Origin of the sequence: Aureimonas jatrophae (assembly GCF_900104035.1) — a bacterium.
GTDB classification, from domain to species: Bacteria; Pseudomonadota; Alphaproteobacteria; order Rhizobiales; family Rhizobiaceae; genus Aureimonas; species Aureimonas jatrophae.
Map to the genome: position 1 here is coordinate 847,296 of NZ_FNIT01000001.1, position 24,076 is coordinate 871,371.

The window sequence follows — 24,076 nt, forward strand, 5'->3', positions numbered from 1 at the left end:
GAACAACCATCCATGCAGACCCACTTCACCCCGCAAGCCCTTCAGGATCCCGAGACCGCGCATTCCGAGGGCATCATCCGCAAGTGCGTGCATTGCGGCTTCTGCACGGCGACCTGTCCGACCTACGTGACGCTCGGCAACGAGCTCGACAGTCCGCGCGGGCGCATCTACCTCGTCAAGGAGATGCTGGAGACGGGGCGGCCGGCCGACCGCAAGACCGTCACCCATATCGACCGCTGCCTGTCGTGCCTCGCCTGCATGACGACCTGCCCGTCCGGCGTGAACTACATGCATCTCGTGGATCACGCCCGCGCCCATATCGAGCGGACCTACCGCCGCCCGCTCGCCGATCGCCTGATCCGGAAGCTGCTCGCCGCCGTCCTGCCCTATCCCCGGCGCTTTCGCCTGAGCCTGGCGGCGGCGCGCCTCGCGCGCCCGCTCGCGCCCGTCCTCGACCGCGTGGCGCCCTTGCGGCCGCTGGCCGCCATGCTGCGCCTGGCGCCGCTTCATGTGCCCGCCGCCTCCGCCAACGACCGCGACGGCACGCGCGCGGCCGAGGGACGGGCGGTGAAGCGCGTCGCGATCCTGCGAGGCTGCGCGCAACGGGTGCTCGACCCCGCGATCAACGAGGCGACCGTGCGCCTGCTCGGCCGTCTCGGCGTCGAGGTCGTGATGCCGCAAGGCGAGGGCTGCTGCGGGGCGCTGACGCACCACATGGGCCGGGAGGATGCCGCGCTCGGCTTCGCGCGCGCCAACGTCGATGCGTGGAGCCGTGAGATCGAGGGGCGGGGGCTCGACGCCATTCTCGTCACGACGTCGGGCTGCGGCACCACCGTCAAGGACTACGGTCACATGCTGCGGCTCGATCCGGCCTATGCGGAGCGCGCCGCGCGGGTGGCGAGCCTTGCCAAGGACGTGACGGAGTTCCTGGCGACGCTCGACCTGCCGCTGCCCGCGAACCCGGTGGATGCCGTGGTCGCCTACCACTCGGCCTGCTCCATGCAGCACGGTCAGCGCGTGACGCGCGAGCCCAAGGTGCTGCTCGCCCAGGCCGGCTTCACGGTGCGCGACGTGCCGGAGGGTCACCTGTGCTGCGGCTCGGCGGGAACCTACAACATCCTGCAGCCCGAGATTGCGGCGACGCTGCGCGACCGCAAGGTCGCCAACATCGAGCGCGTGGCCCCCGAGATCGTCGCCACTGGCAACATCGGCTGCATGACGCAGATCGGCTCGGCCACCGCGATCCCCGTGGTCCACACGGTGGAGCTTCTCGACTGGGCCTTCGGCGGCCCGACGCCGCGAAAGCTCGAGGGCCCGGCGTTTCGGGCGCTGCCCGTCCGCGAGGCCGCCGAGTAACGAAAAAGGCCCGCCGAAGCGGGCCTTTCGAAGTCTTGTGACGTGGGGGCGATCAGCCGCCGAAGATCGAGGCCAGCAGCGGGCGGCCGCCGGCCTTGGCCTGGCGGATCGAGCCGGTCTCGGCATAGACCTTCTGCGAGCCCGACGCGCCGGGCGCGAGCACCACGACCTTGGTGCCCTTGCCGACGCGCTCGTAGAGGTCGGTCACGTCCTCGTTCATCATGCGGATGCAGCCCGACGACATGTTGAGGCCGATCGTCCAGGGCTGGTTGGTGCCGTGGATCCGGAACATCGAGTCGCGGCCGTTGCGGTAGAGGTACATGGCGCGCGCGCCAAGTGGATTCTCCGGGCCGCCCGCCATGTAGGCCGGAAGGATGCGACCCTTGGCGCGCTCGCGGCGCACCATCTCGGCCGGCGGCGTCCAGCCGGGCCATTCGGCCTTGCGCTGGATGTTCATCGTGCCGCCCCAGGCAAAGCCCTCCTTGCCCACGCCCACGCCGTAGCGGATCGCCGTGCCGCCGCCCTCGACGAGATACAGGAACTTGCGGTCCGTATCGATGATGATCGTTCCCGCCTTCTCCTTGGTGGAGATGCGGACCGGCTGGCGCATGAAGCGCGGATCGACCTTGCGCATGGCGTTCGGCTGGCGGGTCTCGCCGCGTCGCACCTGCGGCTGGGCCGGGCCGCCGGAGCGGATCGCCGCGCGATCTCCCGAGCGCACCCACTGTCCCGTGCTGTAGTCGTAGTAGCGCACCTGCTGCGCCTCGGCCGCCGCGGCGCCCGCCAGCGTGGCCGCGGCGAGAAGCGCCGCGAAGAGAGGTGACTTCATGGGAAAACCGTCCTTGAAACAAGCTGTTGGGAGAAGGATGGAGAGACCGGGGTCGGACGCAAGACGCCAAGGGGACGGGGCGATCCGATGCGAGCCTTCGGGTGGGCGATTTGCAACTTTATGTTGCCGTCAAAGCACAACAACACGCGCGCCCACCGGCACGCTCTCGTAGAGTTCGATGACGTCCTCGTTGCGCATGCGGATGCAGCCCGACGACACGGCCTGCCCGATCGTCCAGGGCTGGTTGGTGCCGTGGATGCGGTAGAGCGTCGAGCCGAGGTAGAGGGCGCGCGCGCCGAGCGGATTGGCCTCGCCCCCTTCCATGCGGGCCGGCAGGATGCGGCCCTTGAGGCGCTCGCGTGCCACCATCTCGGCGGGCGGCGTCCAGGTCGGCCATTCCGCCTTGCGCGTCACGGCGTGGGTGCCGCGCCAGCCGAAGCCGTCCTTGCCGACGCCGACCCCGTAGCGTCGCGCCTGGCCGCCGGCTTCCACGCGGTAAAGGAAGCGCTCGCGCGTATCGACCACGATCGTGCCCGGCGCGTAGCCGCGCTCGAAGCGCACGGTCCGCGGCAGGAAGGCCGGATCCATCTCGGGCGCGCGCGTTTGCCGCACGGCGCCGCGCGGCGCGGCAAAGGCGGCCAGCGTCGGCGCGGTCGCCGCGGCGCGGCGTGCGGGGCGCGCCGTCTCCGGTCCGCCGAAGACGCCCATGACGCGGCGCTCCTCGCGATACGAGCCGAGCGGCTCCACGGTGCCGGTATCGTCGCGCACGATGCCGACCGGCACGCTGCCGCGGAACACCACGGTTCCCGCCGGATAGGGCCGCGCCACGCTCTGGCGCGCATAGCCCGGGACGACGCCGCTGCCGGGCGACAGTTGCCGGACGGCCTCGGCCGCCTGGTCGCGCGGAACCGAGAGCGGCGGGCGGTCGCGCGCGAAGGTCGGCGCGGGCAGAGCCGTGAGGAGGGCGAGGACGAGGGGCGCAATCCGGCGCATCGGGCGGGATCTCCGGGAAACGGGCCCGCTCTGGAATGCGGGCTTTCTGTCCCGAAGATGGGCCGTCGGTCCCCATCGAAAGGTGAACGGGCACCCGCTCTCCCGCGCGCTCTGGCGGGATGGTTAAGGCCTGGTTTGCCGGAGCGTCAGCGCGAAAGGCGCCGGCGCGCGTCGCGCTGGATCGCCGGCAGGAGGGGTGCCGCCTCCGTCTGCGACAGGCCGGGGCGCAGGCGCGGGTCGTAGAGCATGTTGAGGATCAACCGGTCGTAGGGCGTGAAGCTCGTCAGCCGCGAGGTGTCGTTGAAGACGCTGTCGGCTGCGTCGCTATTGTCGTTGAGCGGTCCCAGGCCCTGCAGGAGTTCCTCCACGAGGCAGCGCCGGAACAGGGCGTCGCCCTCGTCGGAAACCAGAACGGCGTCGGACCGCGTGATGCCGTCGCGCCCGTAGAGCGTGCGGACGATGCAGTTGCCCGGCGTTTCCATGAGGGGGTTGCCGTAGATCCGGCGCACGGTCTCGCCGTAGGCCGCCCGGTCCACGACATGCACCGTGAAGTTGCCCGGCTCGCCGCGTGCGGCCATGGCGATGTCGAGGCCCCGGATCGAGCGTCCCATCTGGCGCACGAAGGCGCGCACCGCCGCGCTCCGGTCGCTGCTCGCCCGCGCCTCGATCGCGACGCGCACGGGGCGGACGAACTTCTTGACGTAGCTCGAGTCGGAAAAGGCGCCCGTGTACTCGGCGCCGAACACCACCGTCTCGAACCCGCGAATCACCTCGGCCGGCGCGGGCAGCGGCGCGGCTTGGCCCGCCGGGGCAACGAGGAGAAGCGCCAGCGTCGCCAGCGCCCGTACCACTCGCCCCATCGCTTCGCCTCCCTGACGATCGCCGCCACCCCTTGCGTGTTGTCGGCAACCCGTGCGCGCGCCGCAAGCGGGTCCCGGCCCCATCCACGCAAGACTTGCCTTCCGGACCGCGATGGCGCCACCAAGTCGCAGGGGCGACGCGAAGGGCATGGCGATGGAGCAGGCGTGGAACGAGACGGCACGGCGCTGCGCCTGGGCGGGAAGCGATCCACTCTACCGCCGTTATCACGACCATGAATGGGGTCGCCCGACGGCCGACGACGAGCGCCTCTTCGAGAAGCTGTGCCTCGAGGGCTTCCAGGCCGGGCTCTCGTGGATCACGATCCTGCGCAAGCGCGAGCGGTTTCGCGAGCGCTTCCACGGCTTCAGGATCGAACGCGTGGCGCAGATGGGCGAGGCCGACGTCGCCTCCCTGCTGCAGGATGCGGGACTCATCCGCCATCGCGGCAAGATCGAGGCCGCGATCAGCAACGCGCGGGCGGTGCTCGCCCTGCGCGAGGACACGGGTCGCTCGCTCGCCGCCTTTCTGTGGAGCTTCGAGCCGCCCGCGAGCGAGCGGCCGGATAGGGTGGATGCGGAGTATCTGCGCCGCAATCCCGAGACGCCGGCCTCGCGGCGACTGTCGAAGGCGCTGCGAGGCCGGGGGCTGCGCTTCGTCGGACCGACCACGGCCTACGCCTTTCTCCAGTCCATGGGCTTCGTGAACGACCACGTGGAGGGGTGCTGCGTGCGCGAGGCCTGCGAACACGAGCGCGCCGTGTTCCAGAGGCCCGATCCGCCCGAACTTGCCGCGAAAACCTCGATCCGCTAGGACGCGGCACGATTTCGTTCATTCTTTCTCGCCCCTCGGGCGGCCGCCGCTGCGAGCCCCGAACCGTGGGGCGATTGCCGGATCCGGACCCGCCATGGCCAAGCCCCAGAAGCCCACACGCGTGCGCGCCCGCCAGCCGCGCGGCTTCACGGACCGCACCAGCGCCGACCTCGACGCGCAGGGCGAGATGCTCGCCACGATCCGCCGCGTCTACGAGACCTACGGGTTCGAGCCGGTGGAAACGCCGATGTTCGAGTACACCGACGCGCTCGGCAAGTTCCTGCCCGACCAGGACCGGCCGAACGCGGGCGTTTTCTCGCTGGAGGACGACGACGAGCAGTGGCTGTCGCTGCGCTATGACCTGACCGCGCCGCTCGCGCGCTATGTGGCCGAGAACTTCGAGACGCTGCCCAAGCCCTACCGCTCGTACCGGGCGGGCTACGTGTTTCGCAACGAGAAGCCGGGCCCGGGCCGCTTCCGCCAGTTCATGCAGTTCGACGCCGACATCGTGGGCGCCCCCAACGTCTCGGCCGACGCCGAGATGGCCATGATGATGGCCGACACGATGGAGGCGCTGGGGATCGAACGCGGCCAGTACGTGATCCGGGTCAACAACCGGAAGGTGCTGGACGGCATTCTCGACGCGATCGGGCTGGAAGGCGAGCCGGAGCGGCGCCTGACGGTGCTGCGCGCACTCGACAAGTTCGACAAGTTCGGCGTCGAGGGCGTGCGCCTGCTGCTGGGACCAGGCCGCCGCGACGAGGGCGGCGGCGAGGGCGACTTCACCAAGGGCGCCGAGTTGCCGGCGGAGGCGATCGAACGCCTCCTATCCCTGCTTAAGGCTGTCACTCACGAAAGCGACGAAGCTGAGTTCGCCAGCCGCGATACAAGCGACATGCGGGTGACCATCATTGATGGACGCAAGCATTTCACCGACAATCAAGCAACCCTTCGCGGTTTGCAACGTGTGGCCGGCGAGAGCCAGACTGCGATGGAAGGGCTCGCAGAGCTTCAACAGATTGCAGATGCTTGCGAGACAGCGGGCTATGGCTCCAAGCGCATTCTGATCGACTCCTCCGTTGTCCGCGGCCTCGAATACTACACCGGCCCCGTGTTCGAGGCCGAGCTCCTGTTCGACGTCGTCAACGAGCGCGGCCAGAAGGTCGTGTTCGGCTCGGTCGGCGGCGGCGGGCGCTACGACGGGCTCGTGTCGCGCTTCCTGTCCACCCCTGTGCCCGCCACCGGCTTCTCGATCGGTGTCTCGCGCCTCCAGGCGGCGCTCAAGAACCTCGGTCGCCTTCAGGCGCGCCCCCGCTCCGGTCCCGTGGTCGTCACCGTCATGGAGCGCGACCGGATGGGCGACTACCAGCTGATGGCTCGCCAGCTGCGCGAGGCGCTGAACGCGCCCGGCCAGCCGGTGGTGCCGGTCGAGGTCTTCCAAGGCAACCCCAAGCAGTTCGGCAAGCAGCTGCAATACGCCGACCGGCGCGAGGCGCCCGTCGCGATCATCCAGGGTTCCGACGAGCGCGTGGCGGGACAGGTGCAGGTCAAGGATCTGGCCGCCGGAAAGGCGCTCGCCGCCGGGATCACCGACAACGCGGAGTGGCGCGAGGCGCGCGCCGGCCAGGACGTCTTCCGCTATGCGCCGGGCGATCCGTCCGAGATGATCGCGGCGGTGCGCGCGATCCTGGCGCGGGGCGACGCCGCCCGATGAGCCTTCTGCCCGCGCCCGGCGATCCCGGCCCGGTGGCCGCAGCCGGCACGCCCTTCGACGCGACGCTCGCGGCGCTGTTTGCCGCGCGCGGCGCCGTGCCCACGGCGACCCCCATCCTCCAGCGCGCCGAGCCCTATCTCGACACGCTCGGCGAGGACCTGCGCCGGCGCATCTTTCTGACGCGCGGCGAGGGCGGCGAGACGCTGTGCCTTCGCCCCGACTTCACCGTGCCGGTGTGCCTCGCCCATATCGCGAACGGCGCGAGCTTGCCGCGCCGCTACAGCTACAACGGCCTCGTCTTTCGCCAGCGGCGCGGCGAGACGGCGGAGTTCCGCCAGGCGGGTGTCGAGAATCTCGGCGAGCCGAACCGCGCCGAGGCCGACGCGGCGACGCTCGCCGACGCCTTTGCGGGGCTCGACGCCTGCGGTCTGGCCCCAGCCGCGCTGCAAACGGTGATCGGCGACCAGGCGCTGTTCGAGGCCTTTCTTGCGGCACTGTCGCTTCCCGCCGGCTGGCGCCGCCGCCTCGTGCGCGCCTTTGGCCGCGACGACCTGCTTCAGGCCGCTCTCGCAACGCTGGCGAGCGGGGCCGGCACGCCGCCGTCCAGTGATCCGGACGTCCTGCGCCTGGCGCGTGCGCGCGACCGCGCGGGCCTCAAGGCGCTCGTCGCCGGGCGCATCGAGGAGGGCGGCCTGCCGCCCAAGCGCGGCCGGGGCGCAGCCGAGATCGCGGAGCGGCTTCTGGAGAAGACCGAGCTGGCCGACACGCGACTGGACGCCGAGAGCCTGGAGCGGTTGTCGCGCTTCCTTGCCATCGACTGTCCGGCCGACGAGGCGCCCGAGCGCCTGGCCCGCCTCGGCGGGGACCCGGCCTTCACGAACGCCATCGAGGGCTTTGCCGCCCGCAACCGCGCCCTGCAGGCGGCTGGCGTCGACCCCGCCGCGCTGCGCTACCGCGCGGCCTTCGGGCGGCCCATCGACTACTATACCGGCCTCGTGTTCGAGACCCTCGGTCCGGCGTCGCCCGAGCCGCTGGCGGGCGGCGGGCGCTACGACCGGCTGGTCGGCTATCTCGGCGCGCACGAGCCCATTCCCGCCGTCGGCTTCACGCTCTGGCTCGACCGGATCGGTGCCGCGCTCGCAGGGGAGGCGAGACCATGACGCTGACCCTCGCCCTTCCCTCCAAGGGCCGCCTCAAGGACCAGTGCGTCGCGACGCTGGCGAAGGCCGGCATCGAGGTGCGTTCGGCCAGCGACCCGCGCTCCTACCGCACCGAGGTGCGGGGGGCGGACGGTCTGGAGGTGCTGCTGCTGTCGGCCTCCGAGATCGCGCGCGAGCTGCGCGACGGGGCGATCGACCTCGGCATCACCGGCGAGGACCTCCTGCGCGAGACGATCCCCGACACGGATCGCCTCGTGCGCATCGAGGCGCGGCTCGGCTTTGGCCATGCCGACGTGGTGGTGGCCGTGCCCCATTCCTGGGCCGACGTCGAGACCATGGCGGATCTCGGCGACGTGGCGGCCGAGTTTCGCACGCGCCACGGACGCCGCCTGCGCATCGCCACGAAGTACTGGCGTTTGACGCAAGGCTTCTTCACGCGCAGCCATGGCATCCAGAGCTACCGCATCGTGGAAAGCCTCGGCGCCACCGAGGGCGCGCCGGCGGCGGGCTCGGCCGACCTCATCGTCGACATCACCTCCACCGGCTCGACGCTCGTCGCCAACCAGCTGCGCGTCCTCGACGACGGGGTGATCCTGCGCTCCGAGGCGTGCCTGGCCACGGCGCTCACGCGGCCACGCGACGTGGCGGCCACGGCGGCGCTGGACCGGCTCGTCGCGCGTTTCCGCGCGCCGACGTGAAAACGGCCGCCCGAGGGGCGGCCGTCTCATGAGCGATGCGAGATCGGGTCGATCAGGCGCGGGCGAGCGAGGCGCCGGCGCGGCCCGAGCGAGCGTCCACCGAGTAGGCGCCGGCACCGGCGGCGGCGAGCGCCAGGAAGCCGCCGCACAGGCCGATGTTCTTCATCAGCGCGGTCGACTGGTCCGGACCGAGATGGGCGAGAAGGCCGGTCGCCACGCAGAAGGCGGCGAGCACGTAGGCGACGATGCGGGTCTGGAAGCCGACCAGGATCGCCAGACCGCCGAAGAACTCCAGCGCGCCCACAAGGTAGGCCATGGCGACGCCGCCCGGCACGCCGAGCGAGCCGAGATAGCCGGCGAAACCGGCCGCGCCGGTCAGCTTGCTGAAGCCGGACACGATGAACAGGATGGACAGGAGGATGCGAGCGAGAAGCAGGACGGCGGGGTTCATGGAAGGGCTCCGGAAGGGCAGCGGGTTGTGATGCCCCTAGGGATGCCGGAGCTTGCCGCCCCCCGATAGCCGCGCCGAACACGACTGATCGTCAACGGGAACCGCTCCAATCCCATCGATTGGAGCGGTTCCAAGGTCCAGTCCTCAGCCGGGGCGCGTCATGGCCGCGGGATCCACCACGCGGTCGTAGGTCTCACCATCGACGAGACCCGAGGCGAGCGCCTCCTCGCGCAGCGTCGTGCCCCGCTTGTGCGCGGTCTTGGCGATGGTCGCGGCGTTGTCGTAGCCAATCGTCGGCGCCAGCGCCGTCACCAGCATCAGCGACTGCTCCATGAGCGAGCGGATGCGGTCCTCGTTGGCGACGATGCCGTCGACGCAGTGTTCGCGGAAGCTGTCCATCCCGTCGGCTAGGAGCCGTATCGACGACAGGACGGCGTTGGCGATCACCGGCTTGAAGACGTTGAGCTCGAAGTGGCCCTGGGAGGCCGCCACCGTCACGGTGGTCTCGTGGCCGAACACCTCCGCCGCCACCATGGTGAGGGCCTCGGCCTGCGTCGGGTTTACCTTGCCCGGCATGATCGAGGAGCCGGGCTCGTTCTCGGGCAGCGAGAGCTCGCCGAGGCCCGAGCGCGGGCCCGAGCCCAGGAAGCGGATGTCGTTGGCGATCTTGAAGAGGTCGGTCGCCAGCGCGTTCAGGCTGCCGTGGAAGAAGGCGAGCGCGCCGTGCGAGGCGAGCGCCTCGAACTTGTTCTCGGCCGTGCGGAAGGGCAGACCCGTGAGCTGGGCGATCTCGTCCGCGATGCGCACGTCGAAGCCGACCGGCGCGTTGAGGCCGGTGCCGACCGCCGTTCCGCCCTGCGCGAGCGCCAGCACGTCGTGCAGCGCCTTTTCGATGCGGATCTTGCCGAGCTGGAGCGCCGCGGCGTAGCCGGAGAACTCCTGGCCGAGCGTGATCGGGGTCGCGTCCTGCGTATGCGTGCGCCCGATCTTGATGATGTGGTCGAACGCCTTGGCCTTGGCGTCGAGCGAGGCGTGCAGCGCGTCGATCGCGGGCAGCACGCGGTTCGTCGCCTCGATCGCCACCGCCACGTGGATCGCGGTCGGGAACACGTCGTTGGACGACTGGCCCATGTTGACGTGGTCGTTGGGGTGGACCGGCTTCTTCGTGCCCTTCTCGCCGCCGAGCATCTCGATCGCGCGGTTCGAGATGACCTCGTTGACGTTCATGTTGGTCTGCGTGCCCGAGCCCGTCTGGTAGACGACAAGCGGGAAATGGTCGTCGAGCGTGCCCGAGATCACCTCGTCGGCGGCCCGGACGATCGTGTCGGCGAGCTCGGCGGACAGCTTGCCGTAACCCTGGTTGACGCGCGCCGCCGCCTTCTTGACGGTCGCCAGCGCGTGGATCACCGCGATGGGCTGCCGGTCGGTACCGATGCGGAAGTTGTTGAGCGAGCGCTCGGTCTGGGCGCCCCAGTAGCGGTCGTCAGCCACCTCGATCGCGCCGATCGAATCCGTTTCGCGTCTGGTTCCAGCCACTGCCTTGCGTCCTTGCCGAGAGGATTGGGTCGTGGCGCGGTTAACACGGGACGGGCAGGCGCAAAACAGGAAAAGCCGGCCCATGGCCGGCTTCTCGCTCACGCAACGCTAGAATCGATCTTAGTGACCGACCTGGTCCTTCACGGCGTCCTTGACCTTGCCGTAGTTCTTCTGGGTCTTGCCCTCGGCCTGGTCGGCCAAGCCATCGGCCGCCATGCGGTCGTTGCCGACCGCGTTGCCCACGGCTTCCTTGAGCTTGCCGCCGAGTTCCTTGGCGCCGCCCTTGATCTGGTTCGAGTCGACCATGATGCCACTCCATCTGCTTCGAAGGGGCCGGACCTTTCCGTCCGGTCTATGGCTGGAAAACCCGGGGTGCGACAGATTGGTTCCTGGCTGACGACATTAACTCTTGGAAAGGAGCCCGACGATCTGCTGAACCGCCAGGAGGCAGATCAGGACGCCGACGACGCGCAGGAGCAGGCGTTCGGGAATGCGGCGCACGGCATAGCCCGCCAGCGGCGCGGCCAGGACGCCGCCCGCGATCAGGCCGAGCACCGACAGCGCGTGGGTCGAGAGATCCCCGGCCTCCTCCCAGTGGCCTGTGACCAGCGCCAGCACGAAGGAGATCGAGACCGCGAGCGTGATCAGGAATTCGGCGGCGTTCACGGTGCCGATCACGTAGCGGGGCTGGCCGCCGGCACCCAAGAGGCCCGAGGTGACGATCGGACCCCACCCGCCGCCGCCGATCGAGTCCAAAAAACCACCCGCCAGGCCGAGCGGCGGCACGAGCCCCATCGGCGTCTGCGGGCGAGGCGCCTTGCGGAAGGAGCGCAGCGTCAGCAGCACGCCGATCACCGCGAGGTAGGCCGCCACGAAGGGTCGGATCGCATCGCCCTCGATCGAGGTCAGGACGTAGGTTCCCAGCACGCCGCCCGCCACGCCGAAGGGCACGAGGCGCCAGAACAGGCGCCAGTCGATGTTGCGGTTGGCGATGTGGGCGGAGCCGGATGCGGCGGTCGTGAAGAGCTCGGCCGTGTGGACCGAGGCCGAGGCCACCGCCGGCGCCACACCGAAGCTGAGAAGCACCGTGGAGGAGATCACGCCGTAGGCCATGCCGAGCGCGCCGTCGACGAGCTGCGCCAGCGCACCGACAACGAGAAAGAGAAGAAAGTCGGACATCGGTCTCCGCGAATCGATGGGGCCGGGCGTTCGGGTCACACCCAGCCTCTTATACGAAAGAAGGCCCGGCGGATCGCTCCGCCGGGCCTTCCCGATGCTTTCGAGACGGGGGTCCCGAGCTGCAGGGACTTAGAAGTCCATGCCGCCCATGCCGCCCATGCCGCCGCCCATGCCGCCCGGCATGCCGCCCGCGGCCGACTCCTTGCGCGGAGCCTCCGAGATCATGGCTTCGGTGGTGACCAGCAGACCCGCGACCGAGGCCGCGTCCTGGAGCGCCGAGCGCACGACCTTGACCGGATCGACGATGCCGGCCTGGATCATGTCGCCGTACTCGCCGGTCTGGGCGTTGTAGCCGAAGGTCGTCGAGGTGTTCTCGAGGAGCTTGCCGACCACGATCGAGCCTTCGCCGCCCGCGTTCTGGACGATCTGGCGGACCGGCGCCTGGAGCGCCTTGCGGACGATGGCGATGCCGGCGTCCTGGTCGGCGTTCTCGCCCTTCAGGTCCACCGCGTTCGAGGCGCGCAGCAGCGCCACGCCGCCGCCGGCCACGATGCCCTCTTCCACGGCCGCGCGGGTCGCGTTGAGCGCGTCGTCAACGCGGTCCTTCTTCTCCTTGACCTCGACCTCGGTCGAGCCGCCCACGCGGATCACGGCCACGCCGCCCGCGAGCTTGGCCAGACGCTCCTGGAGCTTCTCGCGGTCGTAGTCCGAGGTGGTCTCCTCGATCTGCGCCTTGATCTGGCCCACGCGCGCCTGGATGCCCGAGCTCTCGCCTGCGCCGTCGACGATCGTGGTGTTCTCCTTGGTGATGGAGATCTTCTTGGCGCGGCCCAGCATGTCGAGGGTCACGTTCTCGAGCTTGATGCCGAGGTCCTCGGAGATGACCTGGCCGCCCGTGAGGATCGCGATGTCCTCGAGCATCGCCTTGCGGCGATCGCCGAAGCCCGGCGCCTTGACGGCGGCGATCTTCAGGCCGCCACGCAGCTTGTTGACGACGAGCGTGGCCAGAGCCTCGCCCTCGACGTCCTCGGCGATGATGACGAGCGGACGCGACGACTGCACGACGGCCTCGAGGACCGGCAGCATCGCCTGGAGGTTGGAGAGCTTCTTCTCGTGGAGGAGCACGTAGGCGTCCTCGAGATCGGCCACCATCTTCTCGGCGTTGGTCACGAAGTACGGCGAGAGGTAGCCGCGGTCGAACTGCATGCCCTCGACGACCTCGAGCTCGGTCTCGGCGGTCTTGGCTTCCTCGACGGTGATGACGCCCTCGTTGCCGACCTTCTGCATCGCCGAGGCGATCATCTGGCCGATTTCCTTCTCGCCGTTGGCGGAGATGGTGCCGACCTGGGCGACCTCGTCGGAGGTCTCGATCTTGCGGGCCGAGGCCAGCAGCGACTCGACGACCTTCGAGACGGCCGCGTCGATGCCGCGCTTGACGTCCATCGGGTTCATGCCGGCGGCCACCGCCTTGGCGCCCTCGCGGACGATCGCCTGGGCGAGAACCGTCGCGGTGGTGGTGCCGTCACCGGCCTTGTCGTTGGTCTTCGAGGCCACTTCGCGCACCATCTGGGCGCCCATGTTCTCGAACTTGTCCTCGAGCTCGATCTCCTTGGCGACGGACACGCCGTCCTTGGTGATGCGAGGCGCGCCGAACGACTTGTCGATCACGACGTTGCGGCCCTTGGGGCCGAGCGTGACCTTCACCGCGTCGGCGAGAATGTCGACGCCGCGCAGCATGCGCTCGCGGGCGTCACGTCCGAACTTTACGTCCTTGGCTGCCATGGTCTGGTCTCCTGGCGTTTCGCGGGCCTCAAGCCCGTCCACGCCTTTTCAAGGATTGAAGGGAAGAAGAAGGGAAGGCTGTTAGCCGACGATCCCGAGGATGTCGGATTCCTTCATGATGAGCAGGTCCTCGCCGCCGAGCTTGATCTCGGTGCCCGACCACTTGCCGAACAGGATGCGGTCGCCGGCCTTGACCTCGAGCGGGTTGACCTTGCCGGTCTCGTCGCGAGCGCCCGCGCCCACCGCCACGATCTCGCCTTCCTGCGGCTTCTCCTTGGCGGTGTCGGGGATGATGATGCCGCCCGCGGTCTTGCTCTCGGACTCGACGCGCCGGACAACGACGCGGTCGTGGAGCGGGCGGAAGTTCACGCTGGCCATGAATCGAACCTTCCTTCTGGTAGGAGCCCGGGCCGGTGGCAACGCCATCGGAGGGCTCAAGACGATTTGGCACTCACCGATGGAGAGTGCTAACGGCGCCGCAGATAGGGGAGAAGGGGTTCGGCTGTCAAGCTTTGCGCCAGGTCGAAATCGCATCCCGGGGCGATCGCGCGTTGCACGGTCCATGACGGCTCGGACGCGCGCACGCCACCCCAGATGGGGGTGCGCCCCGGCTTATCCAAGACGCAATCGCACAGGAGGCAACCGGGCCGCCTGCATCTCGCAAGCCTGCGCGACACCCGCATGACGCCCGCCATCCGCCGCGCCCTTGCGGCACCGCGCTCGCTTGACCCTTCGCCTCGCGCTCCGCTATCGCCACGCGACCGGGCGGCGGCCGCCCGGCAAAGGAGTGAATCGCTCATGAGCGACGACGGCGCCCCCTTGCGCGGCATCGAGAGCCTGTCCGAGGTCGCGGGCGACTACGACACCTTGTTCTGCGACGTCTGGGGCGTGGTGCACGACGGCGTGCGACAGAACCCGGAGGCCGTGGCCGCGCTGCGCCGGGCACGCGAGGCGGGGGCACGCGTCGTGCTTCTCACCAACTCGCCGCGCCCGTCGGCCGGCGTCGTCGCGCAGCTGGACGCGCTCGGCGTCGACACCGAGGGCTACGACCGCGTCGTCACCTCGGGCGATGCGACGCGCGCCATGATCGCGGCAGGTCCCCAACGCTTCCTTCATATCGGCGCACCGCGCGATCGCGATCTCTTCGACGGCCTCGACGCGCGGCCCGTCGCCGAAGCGGACGCCGAGGGCATCGTCGTCACGGGCCTTGCGGACGACGAGCGCGAAACGCCCGACGACTACCGCGCGCTGCTCGAGCGCCTCGCCGCGCGCGGCCTGCCGCTCGTCTGCGCCAATCCCGATATCGTGGTGCATCGGGGCGAGCGGCTGATCTTCTGCGCCGGGGCGCTGGGCCAGCTCTATGACGAACTCGGCGGCGAGGTGCATCTGGCCGGCAAGCCGCACCGTCCGATCTACGAGGTGGCGAGCGCGTCGCTGCCCACCCCGCCGCGCCGCACGCTGTGCATCGGCGACGGGCTGTTCACCGACGTGCGGGGCGCGGCGAACTTCGGGGCGGACTGCCTCTTCGTCACCCACGGCATCCACCGCAATGAGCTCGCCGCCGTGCTCGGTCATCCCGGCCATCTGGCCGCCGCCATGGCGGACCGCGGCGTCAGCGCCCGCTACATGATGGCGTCGCTGCGGTGACCGGCCTGCGGGTCGCCTCGACAACCCGGCTGCCGGCGGAGCTGCGCGGCGGCGTGGTCGCGATCGGCAACTTCGACGGCGTTCATCGCGGGCATCAGGCCGTTCTCGGCGCGGCGCAGGCGATCGCCGAGCGCGAAGGGCGCCCGCTCGTGTGCCTCACGTTCGAGCCTCATCCGCGCACGGTGTTCCGTCCCGCCCATCCCGTGCCGCGCCTGACGCCGCCGGCGATGAAGGCACATCTTCTTGGCCTTCTCGGCTTTCGCGCCGTCGTGGAGCAGCCCTTCGATCTCGACTTTGCCGGTTGCACGCCCGAGGCGTTCGTGGACCGCACGATCCTCGCCGATCTCGGCGCCGCCCATGTGGTGGTGGGCTACGACTTCCGCTTCGGCGCGCGGCGCGCGGGCGACGTGCGCTTTCTCGCCGAGCGGGGCGAGGCGGCCGGGCTGCGCGTCACCACGGTTCCGGCCTTCGCCGACGAGGATGGGCTCGTCGTCTCCTCCTCGCGCATCCGCGAGGACCTGATGAACGGCGACGCGGCGGCCGCGGCCGCGCTGCTCGGCTACCGCTGGACGTTCCGGGGCGAGGTCGTCCACGGCGCCAAGCTCGGCCGCACGCTCGGCTATCCCACCGCCAACATGGTGCTGCCCGAGGACGGGCTGCTCGCCCACGGCATCTATGCCGTGCGTCTGCGGCGCGGGGACGGTGCGCTTCACGACGGCGTCGCCAGCTTCGGCCGGCGCCCGACATTCGACAACGGGCACGCGCTCTTCGAAACCTTCCTGTTCGACTTCTCGGGCGATCTCTACGGCGAGACCGCCACCGTCTCGGTGTTCGGCTTCATTCGCGGCGAGGAGCGCTTCGACTCGGCCGAGGCGCTGGTCGCGCGCATGGACATCGACGCCGAGGAAGCGCGGGCGCTGCTCGCCGGCGCGCAGCCGCTCTCGCCGCTGGACCGCGCCGTCGCGTTCTAGGGCGCCGCGCGCGAGACGAGGGCGAGCGAGAAGATGTCGAGCCCGTCCACGTCGCGCTCGATCCGGCGCCAGCCGAGCCGCTCGTAGAAGCCGCCGTTGCGCGGCTCGGCGCACAGGAACAGCGTCGCGTGGCCCTGCGCGAAGCCGCGCGCCGTCGCGGCCTCGACCAGCCTCGTTCCCAGACCCTGGCCTCTCGCCTCCGGCTCCACATAGACGGCCGCGATCCAAGGGGTCAGCGCGGGACGCGCGTCCATGTCGCTCGCGATCAGCGAGGCCATGCCGAGGAACGCGCCGCCCCGGTGAGCGATCAGCGTAAGCGGCATGGCGTTGGGCCCCAGGCTCTCGGCCGTGCGCGCTCGGTGGTCGGCCAGCGTCACCGCGCTGCCCTGCCACCACTCGCGCCAGCCCCGCTCGGCCGCCACGTCCTCAAACCGGGGCACGTCACGAAGGTCGTCGATGTCGGGAACGGGATGCATCAGATCCATCCTTTCGGCCAGGCGTCTTCGCCGGTCTGCGGCCTTCCTACCGATTCGCCGTCTTCCCGGCACGGCGCGGGGGCGCCTTTTCCTGTGCGCCCGAACTTGCTACATGCCGCGCCATGCCGGACGCGCCTGCCCATCGCCCTTCGCGAATTCCCAGCCCGGCCCTCTGATCGGCCGAAGGGCCTGCGAGGGTCCGGGATTGCCTTGCCGCCGCCGACTCCCGACGAATTTTCCGCGCCGCCGCCGAGCCTTGACGCTTCGCCGCGCCGCGAGACGGACGATGATCTCATGAGCGAGACGACCGCCGAGACACCCGCGCTCGATTATTCCAAGACCCTGTTCCTGCCCGAAACGGCGTTTCCGATGCGCGCCGGCCTGCCCGAGGCCGAGCCGCGCTGGCTCGCGCAATGGGACGCGATGGACCTTTACGGCACGCTGCGCCGCGAGTCGGCGGGCCGCCCGAAATATGTCCTCCACGACGGACCCCCTTACGCCAACGGCCATCTCCACATCGGCCACGCGCTCAACAAGGTTCTGAAGGACGCGATCACGCGCTCCTTCCAGATGCGCGGCTACGACTCGAACTACGTGCCGGGCTGGGACTGCCACGGCCTGCCGATCGAGTGGAAGATCGAGGAGGAGAACTACCGCTCCAAGGGCAAGCCGAAGCCCGACCTGCGCGATTCAGCGGCCATGATCGCCTTCCGCCGCGAGTGCCGGGCGTATGCGCAGGAGTGGGTCGGCATCCAGAGCCAGGAGTTCCGGCGCCTCGGCGTCGAGGGCGACTTCCGCAACCCCTATCTCACGATGAACTACGGTGCCGAGAGCGTGATCGCGGGCGAGCTGTTGAAGTTCGCCATGAGCGGTCAGCTCTATCGCGGCTCCAAGCCCATCATGTGGTCGGTGGTCGAGAAGACCGCGCTCGCCGAGGCCGAGGTCGAGTACCAGGACTACGAGTCCGACACGATCTGGGTGAAATTCCCCGTCCTTCGCTTCGCGGAGCCGGGTGTCTCGCTTGGCTCGTGGACGGAGAACCGCGACGAGGTTCGCCGGCAGAACGCCGAGGGGCGGGATGGCCCGCTCGGCGATCTTCAGGGCGCGTCCGTGGTGATCTGGACGACGACGCCTTGGACGATCCCGGGCAACCGCGCCATCAGCTACTCCGACCGCGTTTCCTACGGTCTCTACGAGGTGACGGCACCGGACGAGCCGGACGCGCCCCGTTGGGCGTTGAAGGGCGAGCGCATGGTGCTGGCCGACAAGCTCGCCGCCGACACCTTCGCCAAGGCACGCGTGCCGGAGGGCGGCTTCCGGCGGCTCCAGGACGTGTCCGCCTCGGATCTCGCGCGCCTCGTCTGCGGCCATCCGCTGCGGCAGCTGGGCGGCGGCTACGAGTTCATGGTGCCGCTCCTGGCCGGCGAGCACGTCACCGACGACGCAGGCACAGGCTTCGTCCACACCGCTCCGTCCCACGGACGCGAGGACTTCGACGTCTGGACCGCCAGCCGCCGCGGGCTCGCCGCGCGCGGCATCGACCCCGCGATCCCCTTCCCGGTGGACGACGACGGCTTCTACACGAAGGACGCCCCGGGCTTCGGGCCGGATGCCGAGGGCGGCCCCGCGCGCGTCCTCGACGACAAGGGCAAGAAGGGCGACGCCAACAAGCGCGTCATCGACGCCCTGATCGCGGCCCATTTTCTGCTCGCGCGCGGCCGCCTCAAGCACCAGTACCCCCATTCCTGGCGCTCCAAGAAGCCGGTGATCTACCGCAACACGCCGCAATGGTTCGTCCACATGGACAAGGATCTCGGCGGCTACGGCCTTGCCGACGGCGCTTCCGCCCCGGCCGGCGAGGACACGCTGCGCGCCCGCGCCCTCAAGGCAATCAGCGACACGCGCTTCGTGCCGCAGAGCGGCCAGAACCGCATCGGCGCGATGATCGCCGACCGGCCCGACTGGGTCCTGTCGCGCCAGCGCGCCTGGGGCGTGCCGATTTGCGTCTTCGCCGACGAGAACGGCGAGATCCTCAAAGATGAGGCGGTCAACGCCCGCATCCTGGAAGCCTTCGAGCAGGAAGGGGCGGATGCCTGGTTCGCGGACGGTGCCAAGGAGCGATTCCTCGGCAACGAACATGACGCCTCGCGCTGGACCATGGTGCGCGACATCCTCGACGTGTGGTTCGATAGCGGCTCCACCCACGCCTTCTGCCTCGAAAAGCGCCCCGACCTGAAGTGGCCGGCGGATCTCTACCTCGAGGGCTCCGACCAGCATCGCGGCTGGTTCCATTCCTCGCTCCTGGAATCGTGCGGCACGCGCGGACGCGCGCCCTACGACGCCGTCCTCACCCATGGCTTCGTCATGGACGAGGAGGGGCGCAAGATGTCGAAGTCGCTCGGCAACGTCGTCACGCCGCAGGAGGTGATCCGGCAGTCGGGCGCCGACATCCTGCGCCTGTGGGTGGTCTCGTCGGACTATTCCGAGGACCTGCGCCTGGGAAAGACGATCCTCCAGACCAACGTCGATTCCTATCGCAAGCTGCGCAACACCGTCCGCTGGATGCTCGGCACCCTGCATCACGACCGGGGCGACGAGGTGCCCCTGGCCGAGATGCCGGAACTGGAGCGCCTGATGCTCCATCGTCTCGCCGAGATCGAGGCCGTGGTGCTGCGCGCCTACGACGCCTTCGACTTCAAGCGCATCGCACGCACGCTTCTCGACTTCGCGGTGGTGGAGCTGTCGGCCTTCTACTTCGACATCCGCAAGGACGCGCTCTACTGCGACGCGCCGTCCTCGGCCCGCCGCCGCGCGGCGCTGCAGGTCGTGCGCGCGATCTTCGACCGGCTCGTCCTGTGGCTTGCCCCGCTTCTGCCGTTCACGACGGAGGAAGCCTGGCTTGAGCGCCATCCCGATCGGCGCTCCGTGCATCTGGAGCAGTTCGCCGCCTGCGATCCGGCTTGGGCGGACGCCGCGCTCGCCGAGAAGTGGGCGCGCATCCGCCGCGTGCGCCGCGTCGTGACCGGGGCGCTCGAGGAGGAGCGGCGCGCCAAGCGCATCGGCTCCTCGCTGGAGGCCGCGCCCGTGATCCACGTCGAGGATGGCGAGCTTCGCGCGTTGATCGACAGCGTCGACTGGGCCGAGGTCGCGATCACGAGCGCGGCCAGCCTGTCGGGCGATCCGGCGCCCGAGGGCGCCTTCCGTTTGGCCGACACGCCCGGCGTCGCCGTGGTGCCGGGCCGGGCCGAGGGCCGCAAGTGCGCGCGCTCCTGGATCGTCTCGCCGCTGGTCGGCTCGGACCCGGACTTCCCGGACGTGACGCCGCGCGACGCCGCGGCCCTGCGCGAGCTGGGCATCCGCCCCGCCGCATGAGGCGGAGCTTCGGCGCCCGGTGGACAGCCGGGCGCCGGACGCGATAGGACTCGCCCGCAAAATCGCCGGATTGTCATGGAACGGCGGCCATATAGAGATTCGGAGCGCCCGTTCCAGGGGGAAGGGTGCCGCTCGTGAGGGGAAGCCGCATGACCTCGAACGCCATCCGCGCCGCGCTGGCCTGCGCCTCGCTCCTCGCGCTCGCCGGCTGCATGGGGCCGACCTACGGTACGGGCGTCAGCCAGGGCCAGCAGCTCTTCAACGACCTCGACAACGTCGTGGCGCTCGGCGGCAACAAGGAGCGCATCGACTACACGCCGCGCGCCGAGCTGGTGAAGCCCAAGACCATCGGCGACCTGCCGCCGCCACGCGAGCCCGCGTCGAGCGGTCCGAACCTGCCGGAGTCGCCGGAAGCGCGGCGCGGACGCCTGTTTGCCGCCGCTCCCGACACCAGCGAGCAGCCGCTTCCCGCCTCCTTCGCGACCGCGCAGAAGGAAGGGGTCGATCCCGCCGAACTGCGCCGTCGCTCGGCCGCCGCGCGCTCCGACGTCGGACGCCGTACCGAGGTCGAGAACAACTGGGTGGATCCGCGCGTGATGGCCGGACAGCGCCTTGCGGTCGCCGAGCGCGCCTCGGTCGGCCGGCAGGGCTCGCCCGAGGTGCGCCGCTACCTGTCCGAGCCGCCGCTCGCCTATCGCGCGCCGGCCGCCACCGCCCCGGTGGGCGAGCAGGGCACCGACGAGGAGGTCAAGGAGCGCCGCGCCAAGGGCACCGGCACGATCGCCTCGAAGCTCGGCAAGCTCTGGCCGTTCTGACGCGCTAGCGCCGCTCGGCGAAGAAGCGGCGCAGCATCAGCGCGCTCTCGCTCTCGCCGATTCCGCCATAGACCTCCGGAGCATGGTGGCAGGTGGCCTGCGCGAAGAAGCGCGGGCCCCAGTCAACCGCGCCGCCCTTGGGATCGTCGGCGCCGAAGTAGAGGCGCCGGATCCGGGCAAACGAGATCGCCCCCGCGCACATCGCGCAGGGCTCCAGCGTGACATAGAGATCGAGCCCCGGCAGGCGCTCCGACCCGACGGCGCGGCAGGCGCGGCGGATCGCCAGGATTTCGGCATGGGCGGTCGGGTCGAGCCGCTCGCGCGTCTCGTTCCCGGCCCGCGCGACGATGCGCGTTCCCTCGGCCACCACGGCGCCGACCGGTGTTTCCCCCCGATGGGCCGCGCGGCGCGCTTCCTCCAGGGCCTCGTCCATCAGGGAACCGGCGGCGTGCAATCCATTTTCCTTCACAAGCGGCGACGCGAGTTTGCTATGCGTCGCCCCAACGGTTTCCAAGAGCAAAAGCGATCATGAGCGACGAGAACGGGGGCGCCGGCTGCTCCGGCAACGGCAGGAGCAACGGTCCGCGCGGCGGCGGCGGTGGGGGCGGCAAGCGCTTCGGCGGCGGTGCGGGCGGCCGGGGACCGGGCGGTCCGAAGCGCTTCGGCGGCGCCAAGGCCGGCGAGGGCGGCCAGCGCTTTGGCGGCGGCGGCAAGCCCGGCGGCAGCCGCGACGGCGGGGCCAAGCCCTACCGCGCACGTCCGGCTGCAGACGCCGGTGCGGGCGGCGAGCGCACCGAGCGCCCGTTCCGCCCGCGCGGCGAGGGCGGCCGGAGCGAGGGTGGCGAGCGTTCGTTCAAGCCCCGTTCCTTCAAGCCGCGCGGCGACGGCGCCGCCTCGAGCGAGGCGCCCCGCCGCGAGCGATCCGAGCGCGCGGGCGGCGACCGGCCCTTCCGCGAGCGCACGCCCCGGCCGGACGGCGATGCGCCGCGCCCCTATCGCAACCGATCCGACGGCGGCAGCGATCGCCCGGCACGCGGCGAGGGCGACCGCCCGTTCCGCGCCCGCCGCGAGGACGGGGAGGGCGGCGAGCGCCGTGCGTCGCGCCCGCGCGAAACGCGCGAGGGAGAGGGTGGCGAGCGCCAGTCCTTCGTGCCGCGCTCGCGCGGCATGCGCGGCTCGCCCGACGGCTCGACACCCCGAGGCGCGGGCGACGAGCCGCGCCGCGACCGCTCGCGCGGCCAGCGTTCGCACGAGGACGGGGGCGACCGTCGCCCGCGCGCCCTGGAAGGCGGCGCGGAGCGTCGCTCGCGGACCGACCGCCGACCGGCGGCCGCGGCCGCAACGGACAGCGCCTCCACCGGCTCGATGCGCATCGCCAAGCGCTTGGCGCGCGCCGGCATCTCGTCGCGCCGCGACGCGGAGGGCATGATCGCCGACGGGCGCGTGTCGGTGAACGGGCGCAAGCTCGACTCGCCCGCGCTCGACGTGACCATGAGCGACCGCATCGAGATCGACGGCAAACCCTTGCCCGCGATCGAGCGCACGCGCCTGTGGCTCTTCCACAAGCCCGCCGGCACCGTGACCACCAACCACGACCCGGAAGGCCGGCCGACCGTGTTCGACCGCCTGCCGGACGAGATGCCGCGCGTCCTGACCGTCGGTCGGCTCGACATCAACACGGAAGGGCTGCTGCTCCTCACCAACGACGGCGGGCTCGCCCGTGTCTTGGAACTGCCGTCCACCGGCTGGCTGCGGCGATACCGCGTGCGCGCCTATGGCGAGATCATGCAGGAGCGCCTCGACGAGTTGCGTCAGGGCATCGCGGTGGAGGGTGTCTTCTACGGTGCGATCGAGGCGAGCCTCGACCGCACGCAGGGGCACAACGTCTGGCTGACGCTCGGCCTTCGCGAGGGCAAGAATCGCGAGGTCAAGCGCGTCCTGCAGCATCTCGGCCTCGAGGTGAACCGGCTGATCCGCCTGAGCTTCGGACCCTTCCAGCTCGGCGAGCTGGAGGAGGGCGCGGTGCAGGAGATCAACGGACGCACGCTGCGCGACCAGCTCGGGCCCGCCATGATCGAGGAGTCGGGCGCCGACTTCGACGCGCCCATCATCAATCCCTTCTCGAACAAGCCGGTCGCCGCCGCGCGGCCGGGCCGCGACGAGACGGTTGAGGGCGACGACAAGCCGGAGCGCGCCGCCAGGCCCGAACAATCGGAATGGCGCAGCTTCGGCGGCGAGCGGCCCAACCGCAAGCGCTTCGGCGAGGCCAAGCGCGCCGATGCGCTCGGCCGCCTCGACACGCGGCCGCGCGAGGGCGGGCGCGGCGAGGGTCGCTTCGGCGACAAGCCGCGCTTTGCCGACAAGCCGAAGTTCGGAGAGGGCCGCAAGTTCGCCGACAAGCCGCGCTTCGGCGCGGGTCGCAGCGACGGCGACCGTCCCGCCCGCGACCGCGGCGAGGGGGGCGAGCGCCCGCGCCGCTTCGAGAGCCGCGACGGTGGTGCGGCCGCGGGCGGCGAGGAGAAGCGCCTGAGCCGTCCCAAGGACGCTCCGCGCCGCTCCGCCAACGTTTGGATGGCGCCCGGTGCCCGCGCGACCGGCGAGAAGAAGAAGCAGGAGCGTGCCGACCGGCAGCGCGAGCGCGACGAGCGGGCCTCGCGCCCGCCGCGCTCGGGACCCTCTCGTTCGGGCGGCGGCGGGGATCGGCCCCGTTCGGGACCCGGCCGGCCTCGCCCGAGCGGCGGTGGCGGACGCTCCGACCGGAGCTGACGGCTCGTGACGCTGCGCATCGTGGCGGGCAGGCTCAAGGGGCGCCCGCTCCAGTCGCCGGAGGGAAGCGCGATCCGGCCGACTTCGGAGCGCCATCGCGGCGCGCTGTTCGACATCCTCGCCCACGGCGTGGGCGTCCGCTTCGAGGGCGCGCGCGTCCTCGACCTGTTCGCGGGCACCGGCGCGCTCGGGATCGAGGCCGTCTCGCGTGGTGGCCGCTTTGCGGTCTTCGTCGAGGAGAGCGCGGAAGGGCGCGGCCTGATCCGGGGCAACTGCGAGGCGCTCGGCCTCAACGGCTGCACCAAGATCCTACGGCGCGACGCCACGCGCCTGGGGCCGGCCGGCACGATCGAGCCGTTCGACCTCGTGCTTCTCGACCCGCCCTACGGTCGGCGGCTGGGCGAGGCGGCGTTGGCCGGGCTCGTCGCGGGCGGCTGGCTGCGTCCCGATGCCGTGCTGGTGCTGGAGGAAGGGCTCGACGCCCCGTTCTCGCCGGTTGCGGGACTGGCGCCGCTCGACGAGCGCGCGATGGGCGAAACGCGGCTGCGCTTCCTTCGCCCGGCGTGAGCGCGGCCCGAGCCCTTACAAAAACGTAATTGGTGCCTTTGTGGTCGACGCACGATATCGGCCCCGAACCCTTGTCTTCGGCTCCCCGCGAGG

The 24,076-nt window shown here is 70.7% G+C and carries 22 protein-coding genes; 11 read left to right on the forward strand and 11 right to left on the reverse strand.

Annotation, left to right across the window (positions count from 1 at the left end; genetic code table 11):
* The first annotated feature begins 12 nt into the window (after positions 1 to 12).
* On the forward strand, positions 13 to 1,356 hold the full coding sequence (glcF, locus tag BLQ76_RS04160) for a glycolate oxidase subunit GlcF (protein WP_090669171.1): 1,344 nt from the start codon (positions 13 to 15) through the stop codon (positions 1,354 to 1,356).
* Between the two features lie 52 nt (positions 1,357 to 1,408).
* Here glcF and BLQ76_RS04165 read toward each other — a convergent pair whose 3' ends face one another.
* The 3 genes from BLQ76_RS04165 to BLQ76_RS04175 form a co-directional block, all read right to left on the reverse strand.
* Positions 1,409 to 2,185: a L,D-transpeptidase gene (locus tag BLQ76_RS04165; protein WP_090669174.1), complete on the reverse strand. Its 777-nt coding sequence runs from the start codon at positions 2,183 to 2,185 to the stop codon at positions 1,409 to 1,411.
* A 129-nt stretch (positions 2,186 to 2,314) separates the two neighbouring features.
* Entirely contained in the window at positions 2,315 to 3,178 is an 864-nt protein-coding gene (locus BLQ76_RS04170) for a L,D-transpeptidase (RefSeq protein ID WP_090669177.1), read from the reverse strand.
* A 146-nt stretch (positions 3,179 to 3,324) separates the two neighbouring features.
* The gene (locus tag BLQ76_RS04175) at positions 3,325 to 4,038 is read right to left on the reverse strand and encodes a DUF2927 domain-containing protein (RefSeq protein ID WP_090669180.1); all 714 of its coding nucleotides are present in this window, start codon (positions 4,036 to 4,038) and stop codon (positions 3,325 to 3,327) included.
* A 148-nt stretch (positions 4,039 to 4,186) separates the two neighbouring features.
* On the opposite strand from BLQ76_RS04175, the gene BLQ76_RS04180 reads away from it, so the two are divergent.
* The 4 genes from BLQ76_RS04180 (at position 4,187) to hisG (ending at position 8,421) form a co-directional block, all read left to right on the forward strand.
* A complete protein-coding gene (locus BLQ76_RS04180) occupies positions 4,187 to 4,849 on the forward strand; it encodes a DNA-3-methyladenine glycosylase I (protein WP_090669183.1) in 663 nt (220 codons plus the stop codon).
* 94 nt (positions 4,850 to 4,943) lie between these two features.
* The gene (gene hisS, locus BLQ76_RS04185) at positions 4,944 to 6,563 is read left to right on the forward strand and encodes a histidine--tRNA ligase (RefSeq protein WP_090669186.1); all 1,620 of its coding nucleotides are present in this window, start codon (positions 4,944 to 4,946) and stop codon (positions 6,561 to 6,563) included.
* Positions 6,560 to 7,723, forward strand: coding sequence for an ATP phosphoribosyltransferase regulatory subunit (locus BLQ76_RS04190; RefSeq protein ID WP_090669189.1), 1,164 nt, complete (start codon positions 6,560 to 6,562; stop codon positions 7,721 to 7,723). Before hisS ends, BLQ76_RS04190 begins: the two co-directional genes overlap by 4 nt.
* Complete coding sequence (hisG, locus tag BLQ76_RS04195) at positions 7,720 to 8,421, forward strand: ATP phosphoribosyltransferase (RefSeq protein WP_090669193.1); 702 nt, start codon at positions 7,720 to 7,722, stop codon at positions 8,419 to 8,421. The genes BLQ76_RS04190 and hisG overlap by 4 nt, the downstream gene beginning before the upstream one ends.
* Before the next feature lie 52 nt (positions 8,422 to 8,473).
* Here the strand turns inward: hisG and BLQ76_RS04200 are convergent, their stop codons facing one another.
* The 6 genes from BLQ76_RS04200 to groES all read right to left on the reverse strand — a co-directional run bounded on the left by BLQ76_RS04200 (position 8,474) and on the right by groES (position 13,747).
* Positions 8,474 to 8,872, reverse strand: a complete 399-nt coding sequence (locus tag BLQ76_RS04200; protein ID WP_090669197.1) for a DoxX family protein — start codon at positions 8,870 to 8,872, stop codon at positions 8,474 to 8,476.
* A 144-nt stretch (positions 8,873 to 9,016) separates the two neighbouring features.
* Positions 9,017 to 10,408 (reverse strand): class II fumarate hydratase, encoded by a 1,392-nt coding sequence (fumC, locus tag BLQ76_RS04205; protein WP_090669200.1) that lies wholly within the window; start codon positions 10,406 to 10,408, stop codon positions 9,017 to 9,019.
* Between the two features lie 120 nt (positions 10,409 to 10,528).
* Entirely contained in the window at positions 10,529 to 10,714 is a 186-nt protein-coding gene (locus BLQ76_RS04210) for a CsbD family protein (protein ID WP_090669203.1), read from the reverse strand.
* A gap of 96 nt (positions 10,715 to 10,810) precedes the next feature.
* Positions 10,811 to 11,587 carry a sulfite exporter TauE/SafE family protein gene (locus BLQ76_RS04215; RefSeq protein ID WP_090669206.1) on the reverse strand — a complete coding sequence of 259 codons (777 nt, stop codon included), beginning with the start codon at positions 11,585 to 11,587 and terminating at the stop codon, positions 10,811 to 10,813.
* Positions 11,588 to 11,716: 129 nt separating this feature from the next.
* The gene (gene groL / locus BLQ76_RS04220) at positions 11,717 to 13,369 is read right to left on the reverse strand and encodes a chaperonin GroEL (RefSeq protein ID WP_090669209.1); all 1,653 of its coding nucleotides are present in this window, start codon (positions 13,367 to 13,369) and stop codon (positions 11,717 to 11,719) included.
* A gap of 81 nt (positions 13,370 to 13,450) precedes the next feature.
* A complete protein-coding gene (gene groES, locus BLQ76_RS04225) occupies positions 13,451 to 13,747 on the reverse strand; it encodes a co-chaperone GroES (protein ID WP_090669212.1) in 297 nt (98 codons plus the stop codon).
* 420 nt (positions 13,748 to 14,167) lie between these two features.
* Here groES and BLQ76_RS04230 point away from each other — a divergent pair, with 420 nt between their 5' ends.
* On the forward strand, positions 14,168 to 15,016 hold the full coding sequence (locus BLQ76_RS04230) for a TIGR01459 family HAD-type hydrolase (protein ID WP_090669215.1): 849 nt from the start codon (positions 14,168 to 14,170) through the stop codon (positions 15,014 to 15,016).
* A complete protein-coding gene (locus BLQ76_RS04235) occupies positions 15,013 to 15,987 on the forward strand; it encodes a bifunctional riboflavin kinase/FAD synthetase (RefSeq protein ID WP_090669218.1) in 975 nt (324 codons plus the stop codon). The genes BLQ76_RS04230 and BLQ76_RS04235 overlap by 4 nt, the downstream gene beginning before the upstream one ends.
* Here BLQ76_RS04235 and BLQ76_RS04240 read toward each other — a convergent pair.
* A complete protein-coding gene (locus BLQ76_RS04240; RefSeq protein WP_090669639.1) occupies positions 15,984 to 16,463 on the reverse strand; it encodes a GNAT family N-acetyltransferase in 480 nt (159 codons plus the stop codon). The genes BLQ76_RS04235 and BLQ76_RS04240 overlap by 4 nt on opposite strands.
* Before the next feature lie 294 nt (positions 16,464 to 16,757).
* Here BLQ76_RS04240 and ileS point away from each other — a divergent pair, with 294 nt between their 5' ends.
* Positions 16,758 to 19,835, forward strand: coding sequence for an isoleucine--tRNA ligase (ileS, locus tag BLQ76_RS04245; protein WP_090669642.1), 3,078 nt, complete (start codon positions 16,758 to 16,760; stop codon positions 19,833 to 19,835).
* A gap of 149 nt (positions 19,836 to 19,984) precedes the next feature.
* The gene (locus tag BLQ76_RS04250; RefSeq protein ID WP_090669221.1) at positions 19,985 to 20,650 is read left to right on the forward strand and encodes a hypothetical protein; all 666 of its coding nucleotides are present in this window, start codon (positions 19,985 to 19,987) and stop codon (positions 20,648 to 20,650) included.
* A gap of 4 nt (positions 20,651 to 20,654) precedes the next feature.
* On the opposite strand, the gene BLQ76_RS04255 is transcribed toward BLQ76_RS04250, so the two are convergent.
* A complete protein-coding gene (locus tag BLQ76_RS04255) occupies positions 20,655 to 21,083 on the reverse strand; it encodes a nucleoside deaminase (protein ID WP_090669645.1) in 429 nt (142 codons plus the stop codon).
* 95 nt (positions 21,084 to 21,178) lie between these two features.
* Between BLQ76_RS04255 and BLQ76_RS04260 the strand changes: the two genes are divergently transcribed.
* Entirely contained in the window at positions 21,179 to 23,416 is a 2,238-nt protein-coding gene (locus BLQ76_RS04260; protein ID WP_090669223.1) for a pseudouridine synthase, read from the forward strand.
* 12 nt (positions 23,417 to 23,428) lie between these two features.
* A complete protein-coding gene (gene rsmD, locus BLQ76_RS04265; RefSeq protein WP_090669649.1) occupies positions 23,429 to 23,983 on the forward strand; it encodes a 16S rRNA (guanine(966)-N(2))-methyltransferase RsmD in 555 nt (184 codons plus the stop codon).
* The last annotated feature ends 93 nt before the right edge of the window (positions 23,984 to 24,076 follow it).

Coding starts and splice junctions, on each gene's coding strand:
- BLQ76_RS04255 (WP_090669645.1), bottom strand. CDS start 21,083: ATGGACGAGGCCCTGGAGGAAGCGCGCCGCGCGGCCCATCGGGGGGAA.
- BLQ76_RS04250 (WP_090669221.1), top strand. CDS start 19,985: ATGACCTCGAACGCCATCCGCGCCGCGCTGGCCTGCGCCTCGCTCCTC.
- groES (WP_090669212.1), bottom strand. CDS start 13,747: ATGGCCAGCGTGAACTTCCGCCCGCTCCACGACCGCGTCGTTGTCCGG.
- BLQ76_RS04215 (WP_090669206.1), bottom strand. CDS start 11,587: ATGTCCGACTTTCTTCTCTTTCTCGTTGTCGGTGCGCTGGCGCAGCTC.
- BLQ76_RS04240 (WP_090669639.1), bottom strand. CDS start 16,463: ATGCATCCCGTTCCCGACATCGACGACCTTCGTGACGTGCCCCGGTTT.
- BLQ76_RS04230 (WP_090669215.1), top strand. CDS start 14,168: ATGAGCGACGACGGCGCCCCCTTGCGCGGCATCGAGAGCCTGTCCGAG.
- BLQ76_RS04165 (WP_090669174.1), bottom strand. CDS start 2,185: ATGAAGTCACCTCTCTTCGCGGCGCTTCTCGCCGCGGCCACGCTGGCG.
- BLQ76_RS04170 (WP_090669177.1), bottom strand. CDS start 3,178: ATGCGCCGGATTGCGCCCCTCGTCCTCGCCCTCCTCACGGCTCTGCCC.
- BLQ76_RS04180 (WP_090669183.1), top strand. CDS start 4,187: ATGGCGATGGAGCAGGCGTGGAACGAGACGGCACGGCGCTGCGCCTGG.
- hisG (WP_090669193.1), top strand. CDS start 7,720: ATGACGCTGACCCTCGCCCTTCCCTCCAAGGGCCGCCTCAAGGACCAG.
- BLQ76_RS04190 (WP_090669189.1), top strand. CDS start 6,560: ATGAGCCTTCTGCCCGCGCCCGGCGATCCCGGCCCGGTGGCCGCAGCC.
- ileS (WP_090669642.1), top strand. CDS start 16,758: ATGAGCGAGACGACCGCCGAGACACCCGCGCTCGATTATTCCAAGACC.
- groL (WP_090669209.1), bottom strand. CDS start 13,369: ATGGCAGCCAAGGACGTAAAGTTCGGACGTGACGCCCGCGAGCGCATG.
- BLQ76_RS04200 (WP_090669197.1), bottom strand. CDS start 8,872: ATGAACCCCGCCGTCCTGCTTCTCGCTCGCATCCTCCTGTCCATCCTG.
- BLQ76_RS04260 (WP_090669223.1), top strand. CDS start 21,179: ATGAGCGACGAGAACGGGGGCGCCGGCTGCTCCGGCAACGGCAGGAGC.
- glcF (WP_090669171.1), top strand. CDS start 13: ATGCAGACCCACTTCACCCCGCAAGCCCTTCAGGATCCCGAGACCGCG.
- BLQ76_RS04175 (WP_090669180.1), bottom strand. CDS start 4,038: ATGGGGCGAGTGGTACGGGCGCTGGCGACGCTGGCGCTTCTCCTCGTT.
- BLQ76_RS04210 (WP_090669203.1), bottom strand. CDS start 10,714: ATGGTCGACTCGAACCAGATCAAGGGCGGCGCCAAGGAACTCGGCGGC.
- hisS (WP_090669186.1), top strand. CDS start 4,944: ATGGCCAAGCCCCAGAAGCCCACACGCGTGCGCGCCCGCCAGCCGCGC.